Annotated in this window: 21 protein-coding genes and 1 pseudogene; 18 read left to right on the top strand and 4 right to left on the bottom strand. The window is 59.5% G+C overall.

The genetic code is table 11. The features are described from left to right. The first annotated feature begins 4 nt into the window (after window positions 1-4). Together BK658_RS09160 and BK658_RS09155 are read left to right on the top strand one after the other, a co-directional pair. On the top strand, window positions 5-1,015 hold the full coding sequence (locus BK658_RS09160) for a class 1 fructose-bisphosphatase (protein WP_123582036.1): 1,011 nt from the start codon (window positions 5-7) through the stop codon (window positions 1,013-1,015). Window positions 1,016-1,018: 3 nt separating this feature from the next. Then, window positions 1,019-1,621: a DUF924 family protein gene (locus tag BK658_RS09155; protein ID WP_123582035.1), complete on the top strand. Its 603-nt coding sequence runs from the start codon at window positions 1,019-1,021 to the stop codon at window positions 1,619-1,621. Between the two features lie 117 nt (window positions 1,622-1,738). Here the strand turns inward: BK658_RS09155 and BK658_RS30715 are convergent, their stop codons facing one another. From BK658_RS30715 to BK658_RS09145, 3 genes and pseudogenes are all read right to left on the bottom strand, one after another. Next, window positions 1,739-2,503 carry a methyl-accepting chemotaxis protein gene (locus tag BK658_RS30715; protein ID WP_404943174.1) on the bottom strand — a complete coding sequence of 255 codons (765 nt, stop codon included), beginning with the start codon at window positions 2,501-2,503 and terminating at the stop codon, window positions 1,739-1,741. A gap of 93 nt (window positions 2,504-2,596) precedes the next feature. Then, window positions 2,597-3,619, bottom strand: a pseudogene (locus BK658_RS30710) (HAMP domain-containing protein); the annotation flags it as partial. A gap of 85 nt (window positions 3,620-3,704) precedes the next feature. Beyond that, entirely contained in the window at window positions 3,705-3,884 is a 180-nt protein-coding gene (locus BK658_RS09145) for a hypothetical protein (protein ID WP_123582033.1), read from the bottom strand. Window positions 3,885-3,913: 29 nt separating this feature from the next. Between BK658_RS09145 and BK658_RS09140 the strand changes: the two genes are divergently transcribed. Both BK658_RS09140 and BK658_RS09135 read left to right on the top strand, forming a co-directional pair. After that, window positions 3,914-4,168 carry a hypothetical protein gene (locus BK658_RS09140; RefSeq protein ID WP_054595181.1) on the top strand — a complete coding sequence of 85 codons (255 nt, stop codon included), beginning with the start codon at window positions 3,914-3,916 and terminating at the stop codon, window positions 4,166-4,168. 31 nt (window positions 4,169-4,199) lie between these two features. Beyond that, entirely contained in the window at window positions 4,200-4,769 is a 570-nt protein-coding gene (locus tag BK658_RS09135) for a lipocalin family protein (RefSeq protein WP_123582032.1), read from the top strand. An 83-nt stretch (window positions 4,770-4,852) separates the two neighbouring features. Here the strand turns inward: BK658_RS09135 and BK658_RS09130 are convergent, their stop codons facing one another. Next, window positions 4,853-6,217 carry a formimidoylglutamate deiminase gene (locus BK658_RS09130; RefSeq protein WP_123582031.1) on the bottom strand — a complete coding sequence of 455 codons (1,365 nt, stop codon included), beginning with the start codon at window positions 6,215-6,217 and terminating at the stop codon, window positions 4,853-4,855. 187 nt (window positions 6,218-6,404) lie between these two features. Between BK658_RS09130 and hutC the strand changes: the two genes are divergently transcribed. The 14 genes from hutC (at window position 6,405) to dtd (ending at window position 22,260) form a co-directional block, all read left to right on the top strand. Then, on the top strand, window positions 6,405-7,073 hold the full coding sequence (gene hutC, locus BK658_RS09125) for a histidine utilization repressor (RefSeq protein WP_236721995.1): 669 nt from the start codon (window positions 6,405-6,407) through the stop codon (window positions 7,071-7,073). Between the two features lie 26 nt (window positions 7,074-7,099). After that, a complete protein-coding gene (locus BK658_RS09120) occupies window positions 7,100-7,672 on the top strand; it encodes a HutD/Ves family protein (protein ID WP_123582030.1) in 573 nt (190 codons plus the stop codon). Between the two features lie 476 nt (window positions 7,673-8,148). Further along, window positions 8,149-9,837 (top strand): urocanate hydratase, encoded by a 1,689-nt coding sequence (gene hutU, locus BK658_RS09110; protein ID WP_123582029.1) that lies wholly within the window; start codon window positions 8,149-8,151, stop codon window positions 9,835-9,837. A 164-nt stretch (window positions 9,838-10,001) separates the two neighbouring features. Next, window positions 10,002-11,465: a purine-cytosine permease family protein gene (locus BK658_RS09100; protein ID WP_123582028.1), complete on the top strand. Its 1,464-nt coding sequence runs from the start codon at window positions 10,002-10,004 to the stop codon at window positions 11,463-11,465. A gap of 170 nt (window positions 11,466-11,635) precedes the next feature. Then, window positions 11,636-12,487 carry an ABC transporter permease gene (locus BK658_RS09095; RefSeq protein WP_123582027.1) on the top strand — a complete coding sequence of 284 codons (852 nt, stop codon included), beginning with the start codon at window positions 11,636-11,638 and terminating at the stop codon, window positions 12,485-12,487. Next, window positions 12,484-13,308 carry a quaternary amine ABC transporter ATP-binding protein gene (locus BK658_RS09090; protein ID WP_123582026.1) on the top strand — a complete coding sequence of 275 codons (825 nt, stop codon included), beginning with the start codon at window positions 12,484-12,486 and terminating at the stop codon, window positions 13,306-13,308. Before BK658_RS09095 ends, BK658_RS09090 begins: the two co-directional genes overlap by 4 nt. A 216-nt stretch (window positions 13,309-13,524) precedes the next feature. Next, entirely contained in the window at window positions 13,525-15,057 is a 1,533-nt protein-coding gene (hutH, locus tag BK658_RS09085; protein ID WP_123582025.1) for a histidine ammonia-lyase, read from the top strand. 106 nt (window positions 15,058-15,163) lie between these two features. Beyond that, entirely contained in the window at window positions 15,164-16,570 is a 1,407-nt protein-coding gene (locus BK658_RS09080; RefSeq protein ID WP_123582024.1) for an amino acid permease, read from the top strand. Window positions 16,571-16,586: 16 nt separating this feature from the next. Then, window positions 16,587-17,792: an imidazolonepropionase gene (gene hutI / locus BK658_RS09075; protein WP_123582023.1), complete on the top strand. Its 1,206-nt coding sequence runs from the start codon at window positions 16,587-16,589 to the stop codon at window positions 17,790-17,792. Window positions 17,793-17,802: 10 nt separating this feature from the next. Then, window positions 17,803-18,606: an N-formylglutamate deformylase gene (gene hutG / locus BK658_RS09070; protein ID WP_123582022.1), complete on the top strand. Its 804-nt coding sequence runs from the start codon at window positions 17,803-17,805 to the stop codon at window positions 18,604-18,606. A gap of 245 nt (window positions 18,607-18,851) precedes the next feature. Beyond that, window positions 18,852-19,799 (top strand): choline ABC transporter substrate-binding protein, encoded by a 948-nt coding sequence (locus BK658_RS09065; protein ID WP_123582021.1) that lies wholly within the window; start codon window positions 18,852-18,854, stop codon window positions 19,797-19,799. A gap of 15 nt (window positions 19,800-19,814) precedes the next feature. Then, on the top strand, window positions 19,815-20,750 hold the full coding sequence (locus BK658_RS09060) for an alpha/beta hydrolase (RefSeq protein WP_123582104.1): 936 nt from the start codon (window positions 19,815-19,817) through the stop codon (window positions 20,748-20,750). Between the two features lie 104 nt (window positions 20,751-20,854). Further along, the gene (gene pip / locus BK658_RS09055; protein ID WP_123582020.1) at window positions 20,855-21,826 is read left to right on the top strand and encodes a prolyl aminopeptidase; all 972 of its coding nucleotides are present in this window, start codon (window positions 20,855-20,857) and stop codon (window positions 21,824-21,826) included. Beyond that, the gene (gene dtd, locus BK658_RS09050; protein ID WP_123582019.1) at window positions 21,823-22,260 is read left to right on the top strand and encodes a D-aminoacyl-tRNA deacylase; all 438 of its coding nucleotides are present in this window, start codon (window positions 21,823-21,825) and stop codon (window positions 22,258-22,260) included. The genes pip and dtd overlap by 4 nt, the downstream gene beginning before the upstream one ends. Window positions 22,261-22,531 lie beyond the last annotated feature (271 nt).

Genomic DNA, 22,531 nt, shown 5'->3' with positions numbered 1-22,531 from the left:
TTCCATGTCCCGCGTTACCTTGAGTCGCTATTTGATTGAGCAGACCCGTAGCAACAACACTCCTGCCGATCTGCGCTTTCTGATCGAAGTAGTGGCGCGTGCTTGCAAGGAAATCAGCCACGCCGTTTCCAAAGGCGCCCTGGGCGGCGTTCTGGGCAGCATGGGCACTGAAAACGTGCAAGGCGAAGTCCAGAAGAAACTCGACGTGATCTCCAACGAGATCCTGCTCGAAGCCAACGAATGGGGCGGTCACCTGGCCGGCATGGCGTCCGAAGAAATGGACAACGCCTACCAGATCCCGGGCAAATACCCGAAAGGCGCGTACCTGCTGGTATTCGACCCACTGGACGGTTCGTCGAACATCGATATCAACGCGCCGGTCGGTACTATCTTCTCGGTGCTGCGTTGCCCGAACGAATACCTGAGCCAGAACGAACCCTTGAACGAAAAGGCTTTCCTGCAGCCAGGCACTCAACAGGTAGCCGCCGGTTATGCCATCTACGGCCCGCAAACCATGCTGGTGCTGACTCTGGGTGATGGCGTGAAAGGCTTTACCCTGGACCGTGAAATGGGCAGCTTCGTTCTGACCCATGAAGACATCAAGATCCCGGCCTCCACTCAGGAATTCGCGATCAACATGTCCAACCAGCGTCACTGGGAAGCGCCGGTACAACGCTATGTCGGCGAACTGCTGGCTGGCGAAGAAGGCCCGCTGAAAAAGAACTACAACATGCGCTGGGTCGCCGCGATGGTGGCCGACGTGCACCGCATCCTGACCCGTGGTGGCCTGTTCATGTACCCACGTGACAGCCGCGAGCCCTCCAAGCCGGGCAAACTGCGTTTGATGTACGAAGCCAACCCGATGTCGTTCCTGGTTGAGCAGGCCGGCGGCGCGTCCACCGATGGTCATCAGCGCATTCTCGACATCAAGCCTGAAGGCCTGCACCAGCGTGTAGCGGTGTTCCTGGGCTCGAAAGAAGAAGTCGAACGCGCCACGGCTTACCACAAGGAATAAACCATGACCGCGCCCTGGCAGCCGTTGCTCGAATGGTGGTTCGGTTCAGCCGACGATCCCAACGAAGTGGCGGCACAGAAGCGCACGTTATGGTTCGGTAAGCGTGACAGTCAGGACCTCGAAGCGCGCAGGCGTTTCGGGGATCTGGTGGAACAGGCTCTGGCCGGCGGATTGACCGAGTGGACGCAATGTCCCGAAGGCTGGCTGGCCTTGGTGTTATTGCTTGATCAGTTACCGCGGATGATTTTTCGCGAAACCCCCAAATCCTTTGCAGGCGACTTGAGAGCCCAGGCTCTGGTAGCGCAAGGCATTGCTGCGGATTTCGATCGGCAATTGCTGCCTATCCAGCGGGTGTTCATCTACCTGGTGTTCGAGCATTGCGAGCATCTGGCCGTGCAAAACGAAGCCATCTCTCGCTTTGCCGGCTTGCTGGTCCAGCAACCCGAGGCGGATCGTGCGATATTTGCCGATAACCTCGATTACGCCGAACGGCATCAGAAAATCATCGCCCGGTTTGGACGCTTTCCTCATCGCAATGCGGTGTTGGGAAGGGAGTCTACGGCTGAGGAGCTGGAGTTTCTCTCCAGGCCTGGGTCCCGGTTCTAGCTATTCGTTGTTGCAAATGCCGCTATCGCGAGCAGGCTCGCTCCCACAGTGGATCTCCAGCACGACAAAGATCCATGTGGGAGCGAGCCTGCTCGCGATGGGGCCTGCATAGGCTCCTTAGATCCTGAAGCTACCGACCAACTGCTTCAACCGCGCCGCTTGCTGCTCAAGATCAGCACATGCGCGCAAGGTCGATTGCAGGTTTTCCACGCCTTCCTGGTTCAGCGTGTTGATCTCTGTGATGTCGACGTTGATCGATTCGACCACGGCGGTTTGCTCTTCGGTGGCGGTGGCCACCGACTGGTTCATGCCGTCGATTTCGCCGATGCGCTGGGTCACGCTGCCCAGGCGCTCACCGGCCTGGTTAGCGATGACGACGCTGCTTTCGCTCTGACGCTGACTGTCGGTCATGATGGCGACGGCCTCACGGGCGCCGACTTGCAACTCTTCAATCATCTTCTGCACTTGCTGCGCCGAGTCCTGGGTGCGGTGCGCCAGGTTGCGTACTTCGTCGGCAACGACTGCGAATCCACGTCCGGCTTCACCGGCGCGAGCGGCTTCGATCGCGGCGTTGAGGGCCAGCAGGTTGGTTTGCTGGGAGATGCTGGTGATGACTTCGAGAATCTGCCCGATGTTCACCGTGTTGCTGTTCAGCGTTTCGATGTTGCCGCATGAGTCGCTGATTTTGGCCGACAGCTGCTGCATCGCCGCGATGGTTTTATCCACCACTTGCTGACCGTCTTCAGCCAGGCTGCGGGCATCGCTGGAATGTTGCGAGGCGAGGGCGGCGTTCTGGGCGATTTCCTCGGCGGCGGCGCCAAGCTGGTTGATCGCCGCGGCCACGCTGCTGGTGCGCGAGGCTTGCTGATCGGAATTGAACATCGACGAGTTGGAGGCGCTGACCACTCGCAGGGCGACTTCGTTGACTTGGCCGGTGGCCGACGATACTTCGCGGATCGAGGTGTGAATACGCTCGACGAAGCGGTTGAACGAAGTGCCCAGTGCCCCGAATTCGTCCTGGCCATGAATGGTCAGGCGTTTGGTCAGGTCGCCTTCACCTTCGGCGATGTCATGCATGGCGCGGCCCATGGTCAGTAATGGCTGCATCAGGACGCGGATCAGCATGCCGAGCAGCGCGATGATGATCACCACGGCAATCACCATGGCGATGATCGCCGAGGTGCGGAATTCGCTGAGCATCGAGTATGCGGTGTCCTGGTCGAGCACCAGGGCCACGTACCAGTCAGCCGACGGCACGCCGTCGACGTGGGTGAACGAGATGAACTGCGTCTTGCCGCCCACCTCGACTTCCTTCATGCCTGGGCTGACCTTCGGCGCACCGGCAGGGTAGGCCTCGGCGAGGCTTTTGAGCACCAGTTTGCTGTCTGGGTGAATCAGGATTTTACCGTCGGCGCTGACGATGAATGCGTGGCCGTGGCCGCCGAAGTTCAGCGAGTTGATGATGGTGCTGATACTGCTCAGGTCGATGTCCGCACCGGCCACGCCGATCATCTGGTTCTGATGCTGCACCGGAGTGGCGACGGTGATCACCAGCTTGCCCGAGGACGCAGCGATGTAGGGTTCGGTGACGATGGTCTGCTGTGCACTGTTGGCGGCTTTGTACCAGCCACGGGCACGAGGGTCGTAGTCTGCCGCGCGATTACCGGCCGGCACCGAGAACATCACGCCGTCGGCACCGCCGAAATAGCTCAATTGAAAGTTGCTGGTGTACGCCGGCAGGCTGACCGCGCGTTTCAGGCTGTCCAGCGCCGGGCCGTCGACGGCCACTTGCTGGGCCAGTGATTGCAGCAACTGGATACGGCTTTCCAGCCAGGTCTGGATGTTGCTGGTGGTCAGGCTGCCGAGTTCCTGCATCGAGGACTCGGTGCTGTTGCGCAGGGTTTGGCGCTGACGGTAGTCGTTGAACAGAATGAAACAGGCGAACGCTACCGCGACCACAAGGGCAGCGGCGAGCAGGATCTTGTGGCTGAACTTCATGTTTCTGGTCATTAAAGGCGCTACCGCGGAAGGACGGATCAACAAGGAGCGTCAAATTGCCACAGGACAGGCTTGGCGCTGCTGTCTATGTCGACAGGGAAGCGCCAAAGATTAGGCGGGTTTTACGAAAACCGACGAAATACCTATCAGCGCAAAAAAATGCCTGATTTTGGGGCGAAATGTCGATTTCACCCTTCAAGAAATACCCGATACCGGTGGGAACCAGAACGGGGTTTTCTCTTCTAAGCTTCTGGTTGGCAGCCATGCCTTCCCCTCTTTACCAGGAGTTACACCATGTCGCTGCGATCTATCGCCTTGTTGTCGTTTTGCGTGCTGTTGGCTGCGTGCAGCAAGATCAACCAGGAAAACTATTCGAAACTGTCGACGGGCATGCCCAAGGCCGAGGTCGAAGCCTTGCTGGGTAAACCTGCCGATTGTTCAGGCGCGTTGGGCATGTCCAGCTGTACCTGGGGCGACAAGAACAGCTTTATCAGCGTGCAGTACGCCGGTGACAAAGTGCTGATGTTTTCCGGGCAAGGCCTGAAGTAAACCGGGGCCAAACGCCCACGGGAGAAAAATAATGATGCGGTTAGTAATAGCTCTTTTGGCCGGTCTGTTGTTGGCCGGCTGCGCCACTTCTGGCGATGATTCGCTGGCGCCAAAAACGGTCAATAGCGTCAACCTCAAGCGTTACCAGGGTAAATGGTACGAGTTGGCTCGCATGCCGATGTACTTCCAGCGTAACTGCGCGCAATCCGAAGCCCATTACACCCTCAAGAACGACGGCGATATGGAAGTGCTGAACCGTTGTCTGACCCCAGAGTGGAAATGGGAAGAGGCCAAGGGCACGGCAACGCCGCAGGTTCCCGGCAAGAACGACAAGCTGTGGGTGAACTTCGATAACTGGTTTACCCGGTTGTTGCCAGGCATGAGCAAGGGTAATTACTGGGTGCTGTATGTCAGCGACGATTACCAGACCGCGATTGTCGGTAGCCCCAATCGGCGCAACCTGTGGCTGCTGTCACGCAAGCCGGAAGTCAACGCCGATACCCGCGAGGAGCTGCTGAGCAGGGCGCGTCAGCAGGGTTACGACACCACACGCCTGATCTGGCGGGTGTCGGATACCAAAATGGCCCAGACCTCGAAATAAGCAAAAAGATCGCAGCCTTCGGCAGCTCCTACGCAGGGATAACCTGTTCTGTAGGAGCTGCCGCAGGCTGCGATCTTTTGCTTTTAGCCGAGTAAGTCGCGCAGCACCTGGGTGAACGCGCGGTTGCTGTCTTCTTCGCCAGCGTGATGCCCGTCGCGTACTACCCACTTGCCGTTCACCAGCACATCACGGACCTGGCGGTCGCCACCGGCAAACAACCAGCGGTTCAGAATCCCGTCGCCACTGGCGGTTGCCAGGTAAGGGTCGTTGCCGTCGAGCACCAGCCAGTCGGCGCGTTTGCCGACTTCCAATGCGCCGATTGGCTGGCCCAGCGCCTGCGCGCCACCGTCGAGTGCTGCGTCGTACAGGGTGCGGCCGACCATCGGCTGATCGGCGCCATACAAGCGGTTACGTCGCTGATCGCGCAGGCGCTGGCCGTATTCCAGCCAGCGCAGTTCTTCCACTACGCTCAGCGACACATGGCTGTCGGAGCCAATGCCCATGCGCCCGCCTTGAGCGAGGAAGTCCACGGCCGGGAAAATCCCGTCGCCCAGGTTGGCCTCGGTGGTCAGGCACAAACCGGCGATAGCGCGACTCTTGGCCATCAGGCTGACTTCTTCCGGGTTGGCGTGGGTCGCGTGGACCAGGCACCAGCGCTGATCGACGTCGGTATTTTCATACAGCCATTGCAGCGGACGGCGACCACTCCAGGTCAGGCAGTCGTCGACTTCCTTTTGTTGCTCGGCGATGTGGATATGCACCGGGCAGTGTTTGTCGCTGGCTGCCAGCACTTCGCTGATTTGCTGCGGGGTGACCGCACGCAACGAGTGGAAGCACAGGCCCAGTTGTTGCGCCGGTTGCTGCGCCAGCAATGGCTGCAAGCGGGCTTGTAGCTTCAGGTAGTTTTCAGTGCTGTTGATGAAGCGTCGCTGGCCTTCATTGGGCGCCAGACCACCGAAACCGGAGTGGCTGTAGAGCACGGGCAGCAAGGTCAGGCCGATGCCGGAGGCGCTGGCGGCCTGACTGATTTGCAACGACAGTTCGGCCGGGTCCGTGTACGGATGGCCGTTGTGGTCGTGGTGCACGTAATGGAATTCGGCGACCGAGGTGTAACCGGCCTTGAGCATTTCGATATAGAGCTGGCGGGCGATGATCCCGAGTTGTTCTGGGCTGATTTTTCCGACGAGGCGATACATCAAATCGCGCCAGGTCCAGAAACTGTCGTTCGGATTGCCCGCCACTTCGGCCAGTCCGGCCATCGCCCGCTGGAACGCGTGGGAGTGCAAATTCGGCATGCCCGGCAGCAGCGGACCGTTCAACCGTTCGGCGCCTTCAGCGCTGGCATCGGCCTGGATGTGGGTCAGCAGGCCATCGGCACTGACCTCAAGACGTACATTGTTGGCCCATCCATTAGGCAGTAGCGCGCGTTCGGCAAAGAAGGCGGACATGGTTCAGCACCCCATCGTGTGTTATTTGTATATACATATACAGACGTTTGCCTGCTCGGTAAACTCCGGCAAGCTAGTGACTTTCATCAACGAACAAGGATTTCCTGTGCCGACTCCGCCTGTAGTTTCACCGCTGAGTGCCAATCTGGGCGACAGTCCGGCGCCCTTGTACGCTCGCGTCAAACAGATGATCACCCAGCAAATCGACAGTGGAAACTGGCCGCCGCACTACCGCGTGCCGTCGGAAAGCGAACTGGTCAGCCAGTTGGGTTTCAGCCGCATGACCATCAATCGCGCCCTGCGCGAGATGACGACTGACGGCCTGTTGGTGCGTATGCAGGGCGTCGGCACCTTTGTCGCCGAACCCAAGAGCCAGTCCGCGTTGTTCGAAGTGCATAACATTGCCGACGAAATCGCCTCCCGTGGCCATCGCCACACGTGCAAGGTGATTACTCTGGAAGAAGAGGCCGCCGGTTCCGAGCGCGCCTTGGCGCTGGACATGCGTGAAGGCCAAAAGGTCTTCCACTCGCTGATCGTGCATTTCGAGAACGATATTCCCGTGCAAATCGAGGACCGTTTCGTCAATGCCCTGGTCGCGCCGGAATACCTCAAGCAAGACTTCACCCTGCAAACGCCGTATGCCTATCTGAATCAGGTCGCACCATTGACCGAAGGCGAGCACGTGGTCGAGGCGATTCTTGCCGAGCCTTCCGAATGCAAATTGCTGCAGATCGAAAAAGGCGAGCCATGCCTGCTGATCCGTCGTCGGACCTGGTCCGGGCGTCAGCCGGTGACGGCCGCTCGCTTGATCCACCCCGGTTCCCGCCATCGTCTGGAAGGGCGGTTCCACAAATAAAGAGCCATAAATAATAAGAGGCCTGAATGAGTCAGTTGAACGTTTTGCGCGCGGCGAATTATCCGCGCATGCCGTGGAAAAACGGCGGCGGCAGCACTGAAGAAATCACCCGCGATGCAGGCACCGGCCTGGATGGATTTGGCTGGCGCCTGTCGATTGCCGATATCGGTGAGTCGGGCGGGTTCTCGACCTTTGCAGGCTACGAGCGGGTCATCACCGTGCTGCAGGGTGAAGGCATGACCTTGACGGTCGACGGCCAGAACACGCGGCCCCTGTTACCACTGGACCCGTTTGCGTTCAGCGGCGAAAGCCATGTTTCCTGCACCCTGCTTGGCGGTGCGATCCGCGACTTCAACCTGATTTATGCGCCGAATCGCTACCAGGCGCGGTTGCAGTGGCTGAAGGGCGAGCAACGGTTTTTCAGTTCGACCGGAACGCTGCTGGTTTTCAGCGTGGCTGATGCGCTTGAAGTTCGAATCGATGGCAATGCGGCCCAAGTGCTGGGTCGTCATGATTGTCTGCAACTGGGTGGTAACACTGGGCTGCTGGATGTTTCTGTCAGCGGCCAGTGCTGTGTGATTGAACTGACAGCACTCTGATTCAACGCCTACTCTGATCGTTCCCACGCTCCAGCGTGGGAATGCATCCCGTGACGCTCCGCGTCACAAAGCGGACGCGGAGCGTCCGTGGCAGCGTTACCACGCAGAGCGTGGGAACGATCATCCTCACCGTTTCCCTGTGCGCACCAGTTTGTTACCGAACGCCCCAGCGTGGCGCAAAACCGCGCTCAGGTAACAACTGTCACTCCTCGAAAAAATCCTTCCCCAAAAAATATCGACAGCCGCAGAACCCTTGTCCCAAGGGCTTTTCAGCCAGATTCAGCACTTTGTTGAACCGCCATCCAGAAAGTTGGCCGCTTGATTGCATATGCTTGTATGTACAAGTAAAGACGTATGCGTATGAGTCACGAAGACTCGACCATCGTCCACTGATTCGCCGATGTGCATTGTTTGCACATCGGCTTGCTCGCCCACTGCCTGGGCTGGTTTGGATTGATTGCTGAGGAGTTTTTTTCGTGACTGACAATACCCAGAAAACAACGAAATACCGTGACGTTGAAATCCGTGCTGCCCGCGGCAACAAGCTGACCGCCAAGAGCTGGCTGACCGAAGCGCCGCTGCGCATGTTGATGAACAACCTCGACCCGGAAGTTGCCGAGAACCCTAAAGAACTGGTGGTTTACGGCGGTATCGGCCGCGCGGCGCGTAACTGGGAATGCTACGACAAGATCGTCGAGAGCCTGACCAACCTGAATGACGACGAAACCCTGCTGGTGCAATCCGGCAAGCCGGTCGGCGTATTCAAGACTCACAGCAACGCCCCGCGCGTACTGATCGCCAACTCCAACCTGGTGCCACACTGGGCGAGCTGGGAGCACTTCAACGAACTCGACGCCAAAGGCCTGGCCATGTACGGCCAGATGACCGCCGGCAGCTGGATCTACATCGGCAGCCAGGGCATCGTTCAGGGCACCTACGAAACTTTCGTTGAAGCCGGTCGCCAACACTACAACGACAACCTCACCGGTCGCTGGGTACTGACCGCCGGTCTGGGCGGCATGGGCGGCGCTCAACCACTGGCCGCTACCCTGGCCGGCGCGTGCTCGCTGAACATCGAATGCCAACAAGTGAGCATCGATTTCCGTCTGAAAAGCCGCTACGTCGATGAGCAAGCCAAAGACCTCGACGACGCGCTGGCGCGCATCGCCAAATACACCAAAGAAGGCAAAGCGATTTCCATCGCCCTGCTGGGTAACGCGGCAGAAATCCTGCCGGAACTGGTCCGTCGCGGTGTGCGTCCGGACATGGTCACCGACCAGACCAGCGCCCACGATCCGCTCAACGGTTACCTGCCAGCCGGTTGGACCTGGGAAGAGTACCGCGCTCGCGCCAAGACCGAGCCGGCTGCTGTGATCAAAGCCGCCAAGCAATCGATGGCCGTGCACGTCAAAGCGATGCTCGACTTCCAGAAGCAAGGCATCCCAACTTTCGACTACGGCAACAACATCCGTCAGATGGCGCAAGAAGAAGGCGTCGAGAACGCGTTCGACTTCCCAGGCTTTGTACCGGCCTACATCCGTCCGCTGTTCTGCCGCGGTATCGGTCCGTTCCGTTGGGCTGCACTGTCGGGTGATCCGCAAGACATCTACAAAACCGACGCCAAGGTCAAAGAACTGATCCCGGACGACGCCCACCTGCACAACTGGCTGGACATGGCGCGCGAGCGCATCAGCTTCCAGGGTCTGCCAGCACGTATCTGCTGGGTGGGTCTGGGTCTGCGCGCCAAGCTGGGTCTGGCGTTCAACGAAATGGTCCGCAGCGGCGAGCTGTCGGCACCGATCGTGATCGGCCGCGACCACCTGGACTCCGGTTCGGTGGCGAGCCCTAACCGCGAAACCGAATCCATGCAGGATGGCTCCGACGCCGTGTCCGACTGGCCACTGCTCAACGCCTTGCTCAACACCGCGAGCGGCGCGACCTGGGTTTCCCTGCACCATGGCGGCGGCGTCGGCATGGGCTTCTCCCAGCACTCGGGCATGGTGATTGTCTGCGACGGTACTGACGAAGCGGCCGAGCGAATCGCTCGTGTGCTGCACAACGACCCGGCGACCGGTGTAATGCGTCATGCCGACGCGGGTTACCAGATCGCTATCGACTGTGCCAAGGAGCAGGGCCTGAACCTGCCGATGATCACCGGTAAATAACGCAGTACTTGTAGGCGCAGGAGCTTTTGGTGGGAGCGAGCCTGCTCGCGATGAGGCCAGCACATTCAACATCTTTGTTGACTGACAAACCGCTATCGCGAGCAGGCTCGCTCCCACAAAAGGCAACACCAGGTATATCCAGAACAATCCACAGAGGTTGAACCATGGCTAATGATCGTGCACGCAGTAAGCCGTTGATCGAGAAACGTTCGATCGACTACATCCCGGAAGCGGAAAGACACGGTCGTCTATTGAGTCAGTTCACCCTGTGGTTGGGTGCCAACCTGCAAATCACCGCGATTGTGACGGGTGCATTGGCGGTGGTACTGGGCGGGGATGTGTTCTGGTCGTTGATCGGTTTGCTGATCGGCCAATTGCTCGGCGGTGGCGTCATGGCGCTGCACGCAGCCCAAGGTCCGCAACTCGGCTTGCCGCAAATGATCTCCAGCCGCGTGCAGTTTGGCGTGTATGGGGCGGTGATTCCGCTGGTGCTGGTGTGCCTGATGTACATCGGCTTCTCGGCCAGCGGCTCTTTGCTGGCGGGGCAGGCAGTCGCGCAGTTGCTGCACGTCGAAGACTGGGTCGGTATCACGCTGTTCGCCGGCTCGATCATGGTCTTCACCATCTTTGGCTATCGGGTGATCCACGGCATTGGCCGGGTCGCCAGTGTGCTGGGCGTGGTGGCGTTCATCTACCTGTTCTACAAGCTGCTGGCCGGTAACGACATCGGCGCGTTGCTGGGCAACAAGCATTTCTCGGTGGCGAGTTTCCTGTTGGCGGTGTCGTTGTCGGCGTCCTGGCAGATCGCGTTCGGCCCTTATGTGGCGGACTACTCGCGTTACCTGCCGCGCAGCACCTCTGCGTCGAAAACCTTCTGGGCCGTTGGCCTGGGTTCGGTGATCGGTGCTCAGGCGTCAATGGTCTTCGGCGTTTTCGCCGCAGCCCTGGCCGGTTCGCAGTTCGCTCACCACGAGGTGTCGTTCATCGTCAGCCTGGGCGGTACCGGGATTGTCGCGGCGCTGCTGTACTTCGCCGTGGCTTTCGGCAAAGTCACCGTGACCACGTTGAACGCCTACGGCAGCTTCATGTCGATCGCGACGATCATCAGCGGCTTCCGTGGCAGCCGCCACATTGGAAGCGGCGTACGCCTGCTGTACATCTTCATCATGGTGTCGCTTGCCGCTGCTCTGGCTTTGCTTGGCAAGGACTCGTTCCTCAAGGAATTCTCCGCGTTCATCCTGTTCCTGCTGGCGTTCTTCACGCCGTGGAGCGCGATCAACCTGGTGGACTTCTACTGCATCACCAAAGAGCGTTATGACATTCCGGCACTGTCCAACCCCGAGGGTCGCTACGGTCGCTGGAACATCATGGGCATCAGCATTTACGTGTTCGGCGTGTTGATTCAAATGCCGTTCATTTCTACCCACTTCTACACCGGCCCTCTGGTCGCGAGCCTCGGTGATACCGACATCTCGTGGATCATTGGCCTGGTGGTCCCGGCGGCGATGTACTACTTCGCCGCCAGGAAGTGGCATAGCGCAGTACCTGATCGGCTGATACTGCCGGTAGAGGAGGGCGAGGCTGTAAAAGTGAAAACAAGCGGGGCGGATAGCGTTGCAGCAATCTGACTGGACGAAACTGGCGAAGATCTTTGTGAAGGCACATCCTGAGATCTGGCCGTTGTGGGTCACTACCGACACTGCCAGGAAAATCAACGCGGAACTGTAGGCAGATACCTCCCGGCTAACCGAGAGGCTGGCCGGGACGTTCGCTACATCCACTTGATTGAGAGTCTCTTATGTTTCCCGAAAGCTTCACCTTTTCCATCGCCGACCGGGTCAACGTTTGGGTTGATTCGCTGGTCGTCAATTACGGGGATGTGTTCCGCCACATCTCCGACACCTTGCTCTGGGCCATCGTCAGCCTCGAAGGCCTGCTGCGCGCGGCGCCGTGGTGGTTGATGCTGGTGATCGTCGCCGGCATTGCCTGGCACGCGACCCGCAAGCTGGTGACGACGGCGGTGATCGTTGGTTTGCTGTTCCTGGTGGGTGCTGTCGGCCTCTGGGACAAGCTCATGCAAACGTTGGCATTGATGTTGGTGGCGACGGTTATTTCGGTGCTGATCGGCATTCCGTTGGGCATTTTGTCGGCGCGCAGCAATCGCCTGCGTTCAGTGTTGATGCCGCTGCTCGACATCATGCAGACCATGCCCAGCTTCGTGTACCTGATTCCGGTACTGATGCTGTTCGGTCTGGGCAAGGTCCCGGCGATTTTCGCCACCGTGATCTACGCCGTACCGCCGCTGATTCGCCTGACCGATCTGGGCATTCGCCAGGTCGATCGCGAAGTCATGGAAGCGATCAATGCCTTTGGTGCCAACCGCTGGCAGCAACTGTTTGGCGTGCAACTGCCGCTGGCGCTGCCGAGCATCATGGCCGGGATCAACCAGACCACCATGATGGCCCTGTCGATGGTGGTGATCGCTTCAATGATTGGTGCGCGTGGTCTGGGCGAAGACGTGCTGGTGGGGATCCAGACCCTCAATGTCGGACGCGGTCTTGAAGCCGGTCTGGCGATCGTAATTCTGGCGGTGGTGATTGACCGCATTACTCAAGCCTACGGTCGTCCACGGCATGAGGTGAGCCAATGAACAGCGCCGCCAAGATCGAAGTCAAAAACGTTTTCAAGATTTTCGGTAACCGTTCAGCCGACGCGCTGAACATGATCCGACAGAACAAGAGCAAGGATCAGGTACTGGCCGAGACCGGCTGCGTGATAGGCGTGAATGATCTGTCACTGAGCATCGCTACCGGCGAGATATTCGTGATCATGGGTCTGTCGGGTTCCGGCAAGTCGACCCTGGTACGTCACATCAACCGCCTGATCGACCCGACCAGTGGCGTGATCCTGGTGGATGGCGTGGACATCCTGCAATACGACATGCAAGCCCTGCGCGAATTTCGTCGGCACAAGATCAGCATGGTGTTCCAGAGCTTCGGCCTGTTGCCCCACAAGAGCGTGCTGGACAACGTTGCCTACGGTTTGAAAGTGCGTGGTGAAAGCAAGCAAGTGTGCGCCGAGCGCGCGCAGCACTGGATCAACACCGTGGGCCTTCAAGGCTACGAAAACAAATACCCGCATCAGCTGTCTGGCGGTATGCGTCAGCGTGTGGGCCTGGCCCGCGCCTTGGCGGCGGACACTGACATCATCCTGATGGATGAAGCCTTCAGTGCCCTAGATCCGTTGATCCGCGCCGAGATGCAGGACCAGTTGCTCGAACTGCAACAGACGCTGCACAAGACCATCGTGTTCATCACTCATGACCTCGATGAAGCCGTGCGCATCGGTAACCGGATTGCGATTCTCAAGGATGGGCAGTTGATCCAGGTCGGCACGCCGAAAGAGATCCTTCACTCGCCGGCCGATGAATACGTCGACCGGTTTGTCCAGCGGCGTGCGGCGGTGGTTTAGGCGAGTTGCCATGTTCCAGACTGAATTGATTTTGATAGACCCGATACTGCTGTAAACCGCGTTACCCAAGCTGTACTGATTTCAACAAAAGCCAGCGTGCCAAGGCGCCACCCCCTCAAGAAGCGGGCAGCGACGGACAACGGAATCATCCGGAGCGTCTGGTTAGTTAACTGCTCTTATATAAAGAGCATAAAAACTCTCAAAAGGAGAATAAATGTGACTGCTCTGAATCTTATCCCTGGCCAACTGAGTCTTGCCCAACTGCGCGCTGTTTATCAGCAACCGGTCAACGTCCGTCTCGACGACAGTGCCTCCGCCCAAATCGAAGCCAGTGTTGCCTGCGTGGAACAGATCCTCGTGGAAAACCGTACCGCGTACGGCATCAACACCGGTTTCGGCCTGCTGGCTTCGACCCGCATTGCCAGCGAAGACCTGGAAAACCTCCAGCGCTCGCTGGTGCTGTCCCACGCTGCCGGTGTTGGCGAGCCGATCAGCGATGCGTTGGTACGTCTGATCATGGTGCTCAAGGTCAACAGCCTGAGCCGTGGTTTCTCCGGCATTCGCCGGGTGGTAATCGACGCGCTGATCGCTCTGATCAACGCCGAGGTTTACCCGCACATTCCGTTGAAAGGTTCGGTCGGTGCTTCCGGTGACCTCGCGCCGCTGGCCCACATGTCGCTGGTGCTGCTGGGCGAAGGCAAGGCTCGCTACAAAGGCCAATGGCTGCAAGCGACCGAAGCGCTGGAAGTGGCTGGCCTCAAGCCGCTGACCCTGGCGGCCAAAGAAGGTCTGGCGCTGCTCAACGGTACTCAGGTGTCCACCGCTTATGCACTGCGTGGCCTGTTCGAAGGCGAAGACCTGTTCGCGGGTGCCCTGGCCCTTGGCGGTCTGACCGTTGAAGCCGTGCTCGGCTCGCGCTCGCCGTTCGATGCGCGTATTCACGCTGCCCGTGGTCAAAAAGGCCAGATCGATGCTGCTGCCGCTTACCGCGACCTGCTGGGCGAGCGCAGTGAAGTCTCCGATTCGCACCAGAACTGCGAAAAGGTTCAGGACCCGTACTCGCTGCGCTGCCAGCCACAAGTCATGGGCGCCTGCCTGACTCAGTTCCGTCAGGCCGCTGAAGTGTTGGTGATCGAAGCCAACGCCGTGTCGGATAACCCGTTGGTCTTCGCGGCTGAAGGTGACGTGATCTCCGGCGGTAACTTCCACGCCGAGCCGGTCGCCATGGCGGCTGATAACATGGCGCTGGCCATCGCTGAAATCGGTTCCCTGAGCGAGCGTCGTATCTCGCTGATGATGGACAAGCACATGTCGCAACTGCCGCCGTTCCTGGTGGCCAACGGTGGCGTGAACTCCGGCTTCATGATCGCCCAGGTGACTGCGGCGGCTCTGGCCAGCGAAAACAAGGCACTGGCACATCCACATTCGGTAGACAGCCTGCCGACTTCCGCCAACCAGGAAGACCACGTTTCCATGGCTCCGGCCGCTGGCAAGCGTCTGTGGGAAATGGCTGAAAACACTCGCGGTGTTCTGGCTGTCGAGTGGCTGGCTGCCTGCCAGGGCCTGGACCTGCGCGACGGTCTGAAGACCTCGTCGAAACTGGAAAAAGCCCGCAGCACCCTGCGCGCCAAAGTACCGTTCTACGAGAAGGACCGTTTCTTTGCACCAGACATCAACGCCGCGAGCGAACTGCTGGCTTCGCGCTGCCTGAATGAGCTGGTAATGGCGAAGTTGCTGCCTAGCCTGTAAGTCTGATGATCGTTCCCACACTGATCGTTCCCACGCAGAGCGTGGGAACGATCAGTGTCATGGGGGAACAATTATTTCCGCCGATAAAAATAACTAAGGACGAGAAATGCAAAAGCCAGCAAACGGCTTGAAACGCGGGCTATCTGCCCGACATATTCGCTTCATGGCACTGGGGTCGGCGATCGGCACCGGGCTGTTTTACGGTTCTGCCTCGGCCATCCAGATGGCCGGTCCTGCGGTGCTGCTTGCCTACCTGATTGGTGGCGCAGCGGTGTTCATGGTCATGCGCGCCCTTGGCGAGATGGCCGTGCACAACCCGGTCGCAGGTTCTTTCGGTCAATACGCCAGCACCTACCTGGGACCGATGGCAGGCTTCATCCTCGGTTGGACGTACGCATTCGAAATGGTCATCGTCGGCATGGCCGACGTCACTGCGTTCGGTATTTACATGGGCTTCTGGTTCCCGGAAGTCTCTCGCTGGATTTGGGTATTGGGCGTCGTTTCCATCGTCGGCGGCTTGAACCTGTGCAACGTCAAAGTCTTCGGTGAAATGGAGTTCTGGCTGTCGCTGCTCAAGGTCGCCGCCATCGTTGCGATGATCCTCGGGGGCTTCGGCATCATGCTGTTCGGTATCAGCACGGCCCCTGGCCAAGTGACCGACATCAGCAACCTCTGGACCCAAGGCGGCTTCATGCCCAATGGCATGGGCGGTCTGATCGCTTCGTTCGCGGTGGTGATGTTTGCGTTTGGCGGTATTGAAATCATTGGCGTCACCGCAGGTGAGGCCAAAGACCCGCAGCATGTGCTGCCTCGTGCAATCAACGCCGTACCGTTGCGGATTCTGCTGTTCTACGTGCTGACGATGCTGGTGCTGATGTCGATCTTTCCTTGGCAGCAGATCGGTAGCCAGGGCAGTCCGTTCGTGCAGATCTTCGATAAGCTGGGGATCAGCTCGGCGGCCACCCTCCTTAATATCGTGGTGATTACGGCGGCGATTTCGGCGATCAACAGTGACATCTTCGGCGCTGGCCGCATGATGTTCGGTCTGGCCCAGCAAGGGCACGCACCGAAGGGCTTTGCCCGTCTGTCGCGCAATGGCGTGCCATGGATGACCGTGGTGGTGATGAGCGTCGCGTTGCTGCTGGGCGTGTTGCTGAACTACCTGATCCCGGAAAACGTGTTTCTGCTGATCGCGTCCATTGCGACCTTTGCTACCGTCTGGGTCTGGCTGATGATTTTGTTCACCCAGGTGGCGATGCGTCGTTCCATGACCGCCGAGCAAGTGGCGCAGCTGAAATTCCCGGTACCGTTCTGGCCGTATGCGCCGATGGCGGCGATTGCCTTCATGCTGTTTGTCTTCGGCGTGCTGGGCTATTTCCCGGATACCCAAGCGGCGCTGATCGTCGGCGTGGTCTGGATTGTGTTGCTGGTACTGGCCTACCTGACATGGGTCAAACCGGCGGCAGGGCGGGCAGCTCTGGTCGCGCGTGATCCTTCTTTTTCTAATCGATAACTAACGGAGGCCTCGGATGAAAACTCTCTGGCAACACTGCCACGTTGCAAGCATGGCGCAGGGCACTTACTCGATCATCGAGGATGCCGCCATCGTGACGTCAGGAGCGCACATTGAGTGGATCGGCCCACGTAGCGAGCTGCCATCCGGCGAATACCCCGAGGTCCATGACCTCGCGGGGGCCTGGGTCACTCCGGGCCTGATCGACTGCCACACCCACACGGTGTTCGGTGGCAACCGCAGCGCAGAGTTCGAGCAGCGTCTGCAAGGCGTGAGCTACGCGGAGATCGCTGCGGCCGGTGGTGGCATCGCCAGCACCGTGCGCGCCACGCGTGCGGCGACCGAGGACGAACTGTTCGCCAGTGCGAAGAAACGCCTGAAAAGCCTGCTGCGTGACGGCGTGACCAGCATCGAGATGAAATCCGGTTATGGCCTCGACCTCGCCAGTGAGCGGAAGATCCTGCGGGTGATCCGTCGCCTCGGTGCCGAACTGCCGGTCAGTGTGCGCAGCACCTGCCTGGCCGCTCACGCCTTGCCGCCAGAGTACGCCGACCGCGCCGACGACTACATCGACCATATCTGCAGCGAAATGCTGCCGGCGCTGGCGGCCGAAGGCCTGGTTGATGCGGTGGATGCGTTCTGCGAATACCTGGCGTTTTCGCCTGCGCAGGTCGAGCGGGTGTTCGTCGCGGCGCAGCAACTCGGTTTGCCGGTGAAGCTGCATGCCGAGCAGCTTTCCTCCTTGCATGGCTCCAGCCTGGCGGCGCGTTATCACGCGTTGTCGGCCGACCATCTGGAGTTCATGACCGAAGACGACGCCATCGCCATGGCCGCCTCCGGCACTGTTGCCGTGCTGCTGCCGGGAGCCTTCTACTTCCTGCGGGAAACCCAGTTGCCGCCGATGGATGCCTTGCGCAAGCATGGGGTGAAAATCGCCATTGCCAGCGACCTCAACCCTGGCACCTCGCCGGCGCTGTCGGTTCGGTTGATGTTGAACATGGCCTGCACCTGTTTCCGCATGACCCCGGAAGAGGCGCTGGCCGGCGCGACCATTCACGCCGCCAAGGCATTGGGCATGGAGCAAACCCATGGCTCGCTCGAAGTCGGCAAAGTCGCTGACTTCGTGGCCTGGCAGATCGATCGCCCAGCCGACCTGTCGTACTGGTTGGGCGGTGACCTGGAAAAACGCGTCGTGCGTCACGGCGTCGAAGTCGAGTTATAGGAGAACAGCTGTGGATAAGGTTCTGAACTTCAAACAAGGCCGGGTGCCGTTGCTGATCAGCATGCCTCACGCTGGCGTGCGTCTGACGCCTGCGGTTGAAGCCGGGTTGATCCCCGAGGCGCAAGGCCTGCCGGACACCGACTGGCATATTCCCACGCTCTACGAATTCGCCGCCGAGCTGGGTGCCAGCACCCTGGCCGCCGAGTATTCGCGGTTCGTCATCGACCTCAACCGGCCGTCCGACGACAAGCCGTTGTATGTCGGTGCGACGACCGGTCTGTACCCGGCAACATTGTTCGACGGCGTGCCATTGTTCCGCGAAGGGCTGGAGCCCTCGGCTGAGGAACGTGCGACCTACCTGGAAAAGGTCTGGACGCCGTACCACAGCACCTTGCAGCAAGAACTGGCGCGGCTGAAGGCCGAGTTCGGTTATGCGTTGTTGTTCGATGCGCATTCGATCCGTTCGGTGATCCCGCACCTGTTCGACGGCAAGCTGCCGGACTTCAACCTCGGCACCTTCAACGGCGCCAGTTGCGATCCACAGCTGGCCAGCCAGCTCGAAGCCATCTGCGCCCGGCACACGGATTACAGCCATGTGCTTAACGGGCGCTTCAAGGGCGGCCACATCACCCGTCATTACGGCAACCCGGCCGAAAACATCCACGCGGTGCAGCTGGAATTGGGGCAGTGCACTTACATGGAAGAGGTCGAACCGTTCCGCTATCGGCCTGACCTGGCAGCGCCGACTCAAGTGGTGCTCAAGGAACTGCTGCAAGGCTTGCTGGCTTGGGCGCAGAAACACTACTGCGCATAATCCTGTTGAGGATCGTTCCCACGCTCCCGCGTGGGAATGCAGCCCGTGACGCTCCGCGTCACTGGACGCAGAGCGTCCCTTGAGGCATTCCCACGCAGAGCGTGGGAACGATCGCAGGCGGTCGCCACTGTGCAAAACACGGTCGCCACAGGTCGCTTTTGTCGTTCAGACGCTGCGTAACGTTGTGGCCACGGTGCACGAAGACACCGGGCCCACAATAACCAGCTGCCGAGCGAGCCTTCCCGATGAAACGACTGTTCAATCGCTGTCTGTTAATCCTTACCGGTACCGCACTTCTGAGCGCCAACACCTTTGCCAGCGAACCGGCGTCTTGCCAATCGGTGCGCATGGGCGTGGTCAACTGGACCGACGTGATCGCCACCAGTGGCATGGCCGATGTCTTGCTCAACGGGCTTGGCTACGAAAGCAAGCAAACCAGCGCCGTGCAGCAAATCATCTTCGCCGGCATCCGCGACAAACGCCTGGATATCTTCCTCGGCTACTGGAAGCCCGCGATGGACAAAAACATCGCGCCATTCATCGCCGCCAATCAACTCAAAGTCATGGACAAACCCAGCCTGTCTGATGCCCAGGCCACCCTCGCGGTGCCTGACTATGTCGCGGCAGCGGGTCTGAAGACTTTCGGCGATATCGCCAAATTCAAAGACCAACTGGGTGGCAAGATCTACGGCATCGAGCCGGGCAGCGGCGCCAACACCACCATCAAAACCATGATCGAGACCAATCACTTTGGCCTCAAGGACTTCAAGCTGATCGAATCCGGCGAGGCCGGCATGCTTGCCGCCGTGCAGCGGGCGGTCAATCGCAAGGAGTTCGTGGTGTTCGTCGGCTGGACCCCGCATCCGATGAACATCAACATGAAGATCAACTACCTGACCGGCAGCGAGGATGTCTACGGCCCTAACGAAGGTGCGGCGACGGTCTCGACCGTGACCGCGCCGGATTATGCCCAGCGTTGCCCGAACGTGAACCGTCTGTTGGAAAACCTGACATTCACCGCCGCTCAGGAAAGCCAGTTGATGGTGCCGATCATGGAGCGCAAGACCGCACAGGAAGTTGCCCGCCAATGGCTGCGTGACCATCCCGAGGATCTTCAGCGTTGGTTGGCGGGTGTCAGCAGTTTCGATGGCAAGGACGGTGTGAAGGCGGTACAGGCCAGCCTGAAACTCTGAGTGGCCGAGAACTTTATGCCTGACTATCCGATCTCTGCGCAGCTCTCGGCATTTGTCGAGAAAACCCTCAGCTTCAGCAGTCCTGACAGCAGCCTGGAGGGGCTGCGTCAGGCTTACAGTCAAATGTGTCGGGCATTTACCCCGGCTCGCCCGGAAGGGCTGGAGGTCACCGACCTCACGCTGGAAGGCGTTCGCGTCCGGTCTTACCAGCCAGCGGTTTCACCGCCGGATTCGGGTTGGCCGTGCATCCTTTATCTGCACGGCGGTGGCTGGGTGGTGGGGGATCTGGATTCGCACGACTTCATCTGCACCGAGTTGTCGACGGCACTGGGCGTGCTGGTGATAGCCGTTGATTACCGACTGGCACCGGAGCATCCATTTCCGGCGGCGTTCGATGACTGCTTGAGCGTCTGGCAGGCGCTGTGCGCGGGAGCGAGCCCGTTTGCATTTAACGCTGAGCGGATGCTGGTGGCGGGTGACAGCGCTGGCGGCAATCTTGCCGCCGCGTTGTGCCTGGCATTGCGCGACCGGGGCGAGCGCTTGCCCTGCGCACAAGTCTTGATTTACCCAGGACTGGGCGGTGACGCCAGGCTTCCATCGCGCAGCGAATGTGTCGACGCGCCGCTACTCAGCAGCAGCGACCTGGACTGCTATCACGCGTTGTACTTGCGTGGTACGCGGCACCCTTCGGCCTACGCCATGCCATTGCTCGCCGATGATTTCAGCGGTTTGCCACCGACGATGATCGCCGTCGCGCAGTTCGACCCGCTACGCGATGACGGTGTCAGTTATGCCCAGCGACTTGAAGCCGCCGGGGGCGAGGTCAGTCTGTATTCGGGCAAAGGGCTGATTCACGGGTGTTTGCGGGGCAGGGGCGAGGTCGCGGAAGTGGATCTGCTCTATGAAACCCTGTTGGCATATTTGCATCGGTTTCTTGTAAGCGAAGTCTGATTTTTTGCGGGCATGCTCATTCAGGTAATTCGGGTTTATGATGCCGGACGGCAGAATAATTGAAGTCCCCCCAGGGATGACCTCGACCCCTTACGGAGCGCGCAATGCAGACTTTGTACCCGCAGATCAAACCCCACGCCCGGCACGATCTGGCCGTCGATGCAATACACACGCTGTACGTCGACGAAAGCGGTTCACCGGAAGGTTTGCCGGTGGTGTTCATTCACGGCGGTCCGGGGGCTGGCTGTGATGCGCAGAGTCGACGCTATTTTGATCCGAACCTGTATCGCATTGTTACGTTCGATCAGCGCGGCTGCGGTCGTTCCACCCCCCACGCCAACCTCGAAAACAACACCACCTGGGATCTGGTCGCCGACCTTGAGCGGATTCGCCAGCACTTGGGGATAGAGAAATGGGTGCTGTTCGGCGGCTCCTGGGGTTCGACCCTGGCCCTGGCCTACGCACAAACCCACCCGGAGCGTGTGCACGGTCTGATCCTGCGCGGGATCTTTCTCTGCCGCCCGCAGGAAATCGAATGGTTCTACCAGGCTGGCGCCAGCCGTCTGTTCCCGGATTACTGGCAGGACTACATCGCGCCGATCCCGCTGGACGAGCGCGACGACCTGCTCAGCGCATTCCACAAACGCTTGATCGGCACCGACCAGATTGCCCAGATGCACGCGGCCAAGGCCTGGTCGACCTGGGAAGGCCGCACGGCTACCTTGCGGCCGAACCCGATGGTGGTCGACCGCTTCTCCGAGCCGCAGCGCGCGCTGTCGATTGCCCGGATCGAATGCCACTACTTCACCAACAACGCGTTCCTTGCGCCCAACCAGCTGATTCGCGACATGGGCAAGATCGCCCATTTGCCAGGCGTCATCGTCCACGGCCGTTACGATGTGATCTGCCCGTTGGATAATGCCTGGGAGCTGCATCAGGCCTGGCCGAACAGCGAACTGCAGGTGATCCGCGATGCTGGACACGCAGCGTCCGAGCCGGGTATCACCGATGCATTGGTGCGTGCGGCCAGCCAGATGGCCCGGCGTTTGCTTGATCTACCGCCTGAAGAAGCATGAAGGGCCTGTTACAACGCGTGCGAAATGCACGCGTCGAAGTGGCGGGGGAGGTTGTTGGCGCTGTAGACCAGGGTTTGCTGGTGCTGGTGGCGGTTGAGCCGGAAGACACACGGGCCAGCGCCGACAAACTTCTGCATAAGCTGCTTAACTATCGGGTATTCAGTGACGCCGAGGGCAAGATGAATCTGTCCTTGGCCGATGTCGGCGGAGGTTTGCTGTTGGTCTCGCAGTTCACCCTGGCCGCCGATACCAAAAGTGGTTTGCGTCCGAGCTTTTCTACCGCGGCCCCACCGGCACTCGGAGAAGAGCTTTTTGGCTATATATTGGCCAAAGCGCAGCAGTTACATGGCAAAGTGGCATCAGGTAGATTTGGCGCAGACATGCAGGTGCATCTGGTCAATGATGGCCCGGTAACCTTCCTGTTACAGACCTGAAGACACTTGAAACATCTTTTCAGGCGTGTTTCGGTCGAAAACAGGGGTTTTTCGCGATAAATACTTTGTTACCCCTGATGCGTTGTAACGCGGCCTACTAGATAATCCCGCGCTACGGGGATCAGCGTTCGTTGGCCCATTTTTGACTTAGGTAGAGACTTGTCCGCACCGTTTGGGGAATCATTTAGCCCCATCGGAGTCGGAACAATGCTCGCCAACCTGGCATATAGATAGCTGGCCGTTGGTTTTTTGATCTGTTTTCGGCGAGGGT

The organism is Pseudomonas brassicacearum (genome assembly GCF_003732175.1).
Lineage (GTDB): Bacteria > Pseudomonadota > Gammaproteobacteria > Pseudomonadales > Pseudomonadaceae > Aquipseudomonas > Aquipseudomonas brassicacearum_G.
This window is presented reverse-complemented; position numbering and strand designations above follow the sequence as displayed.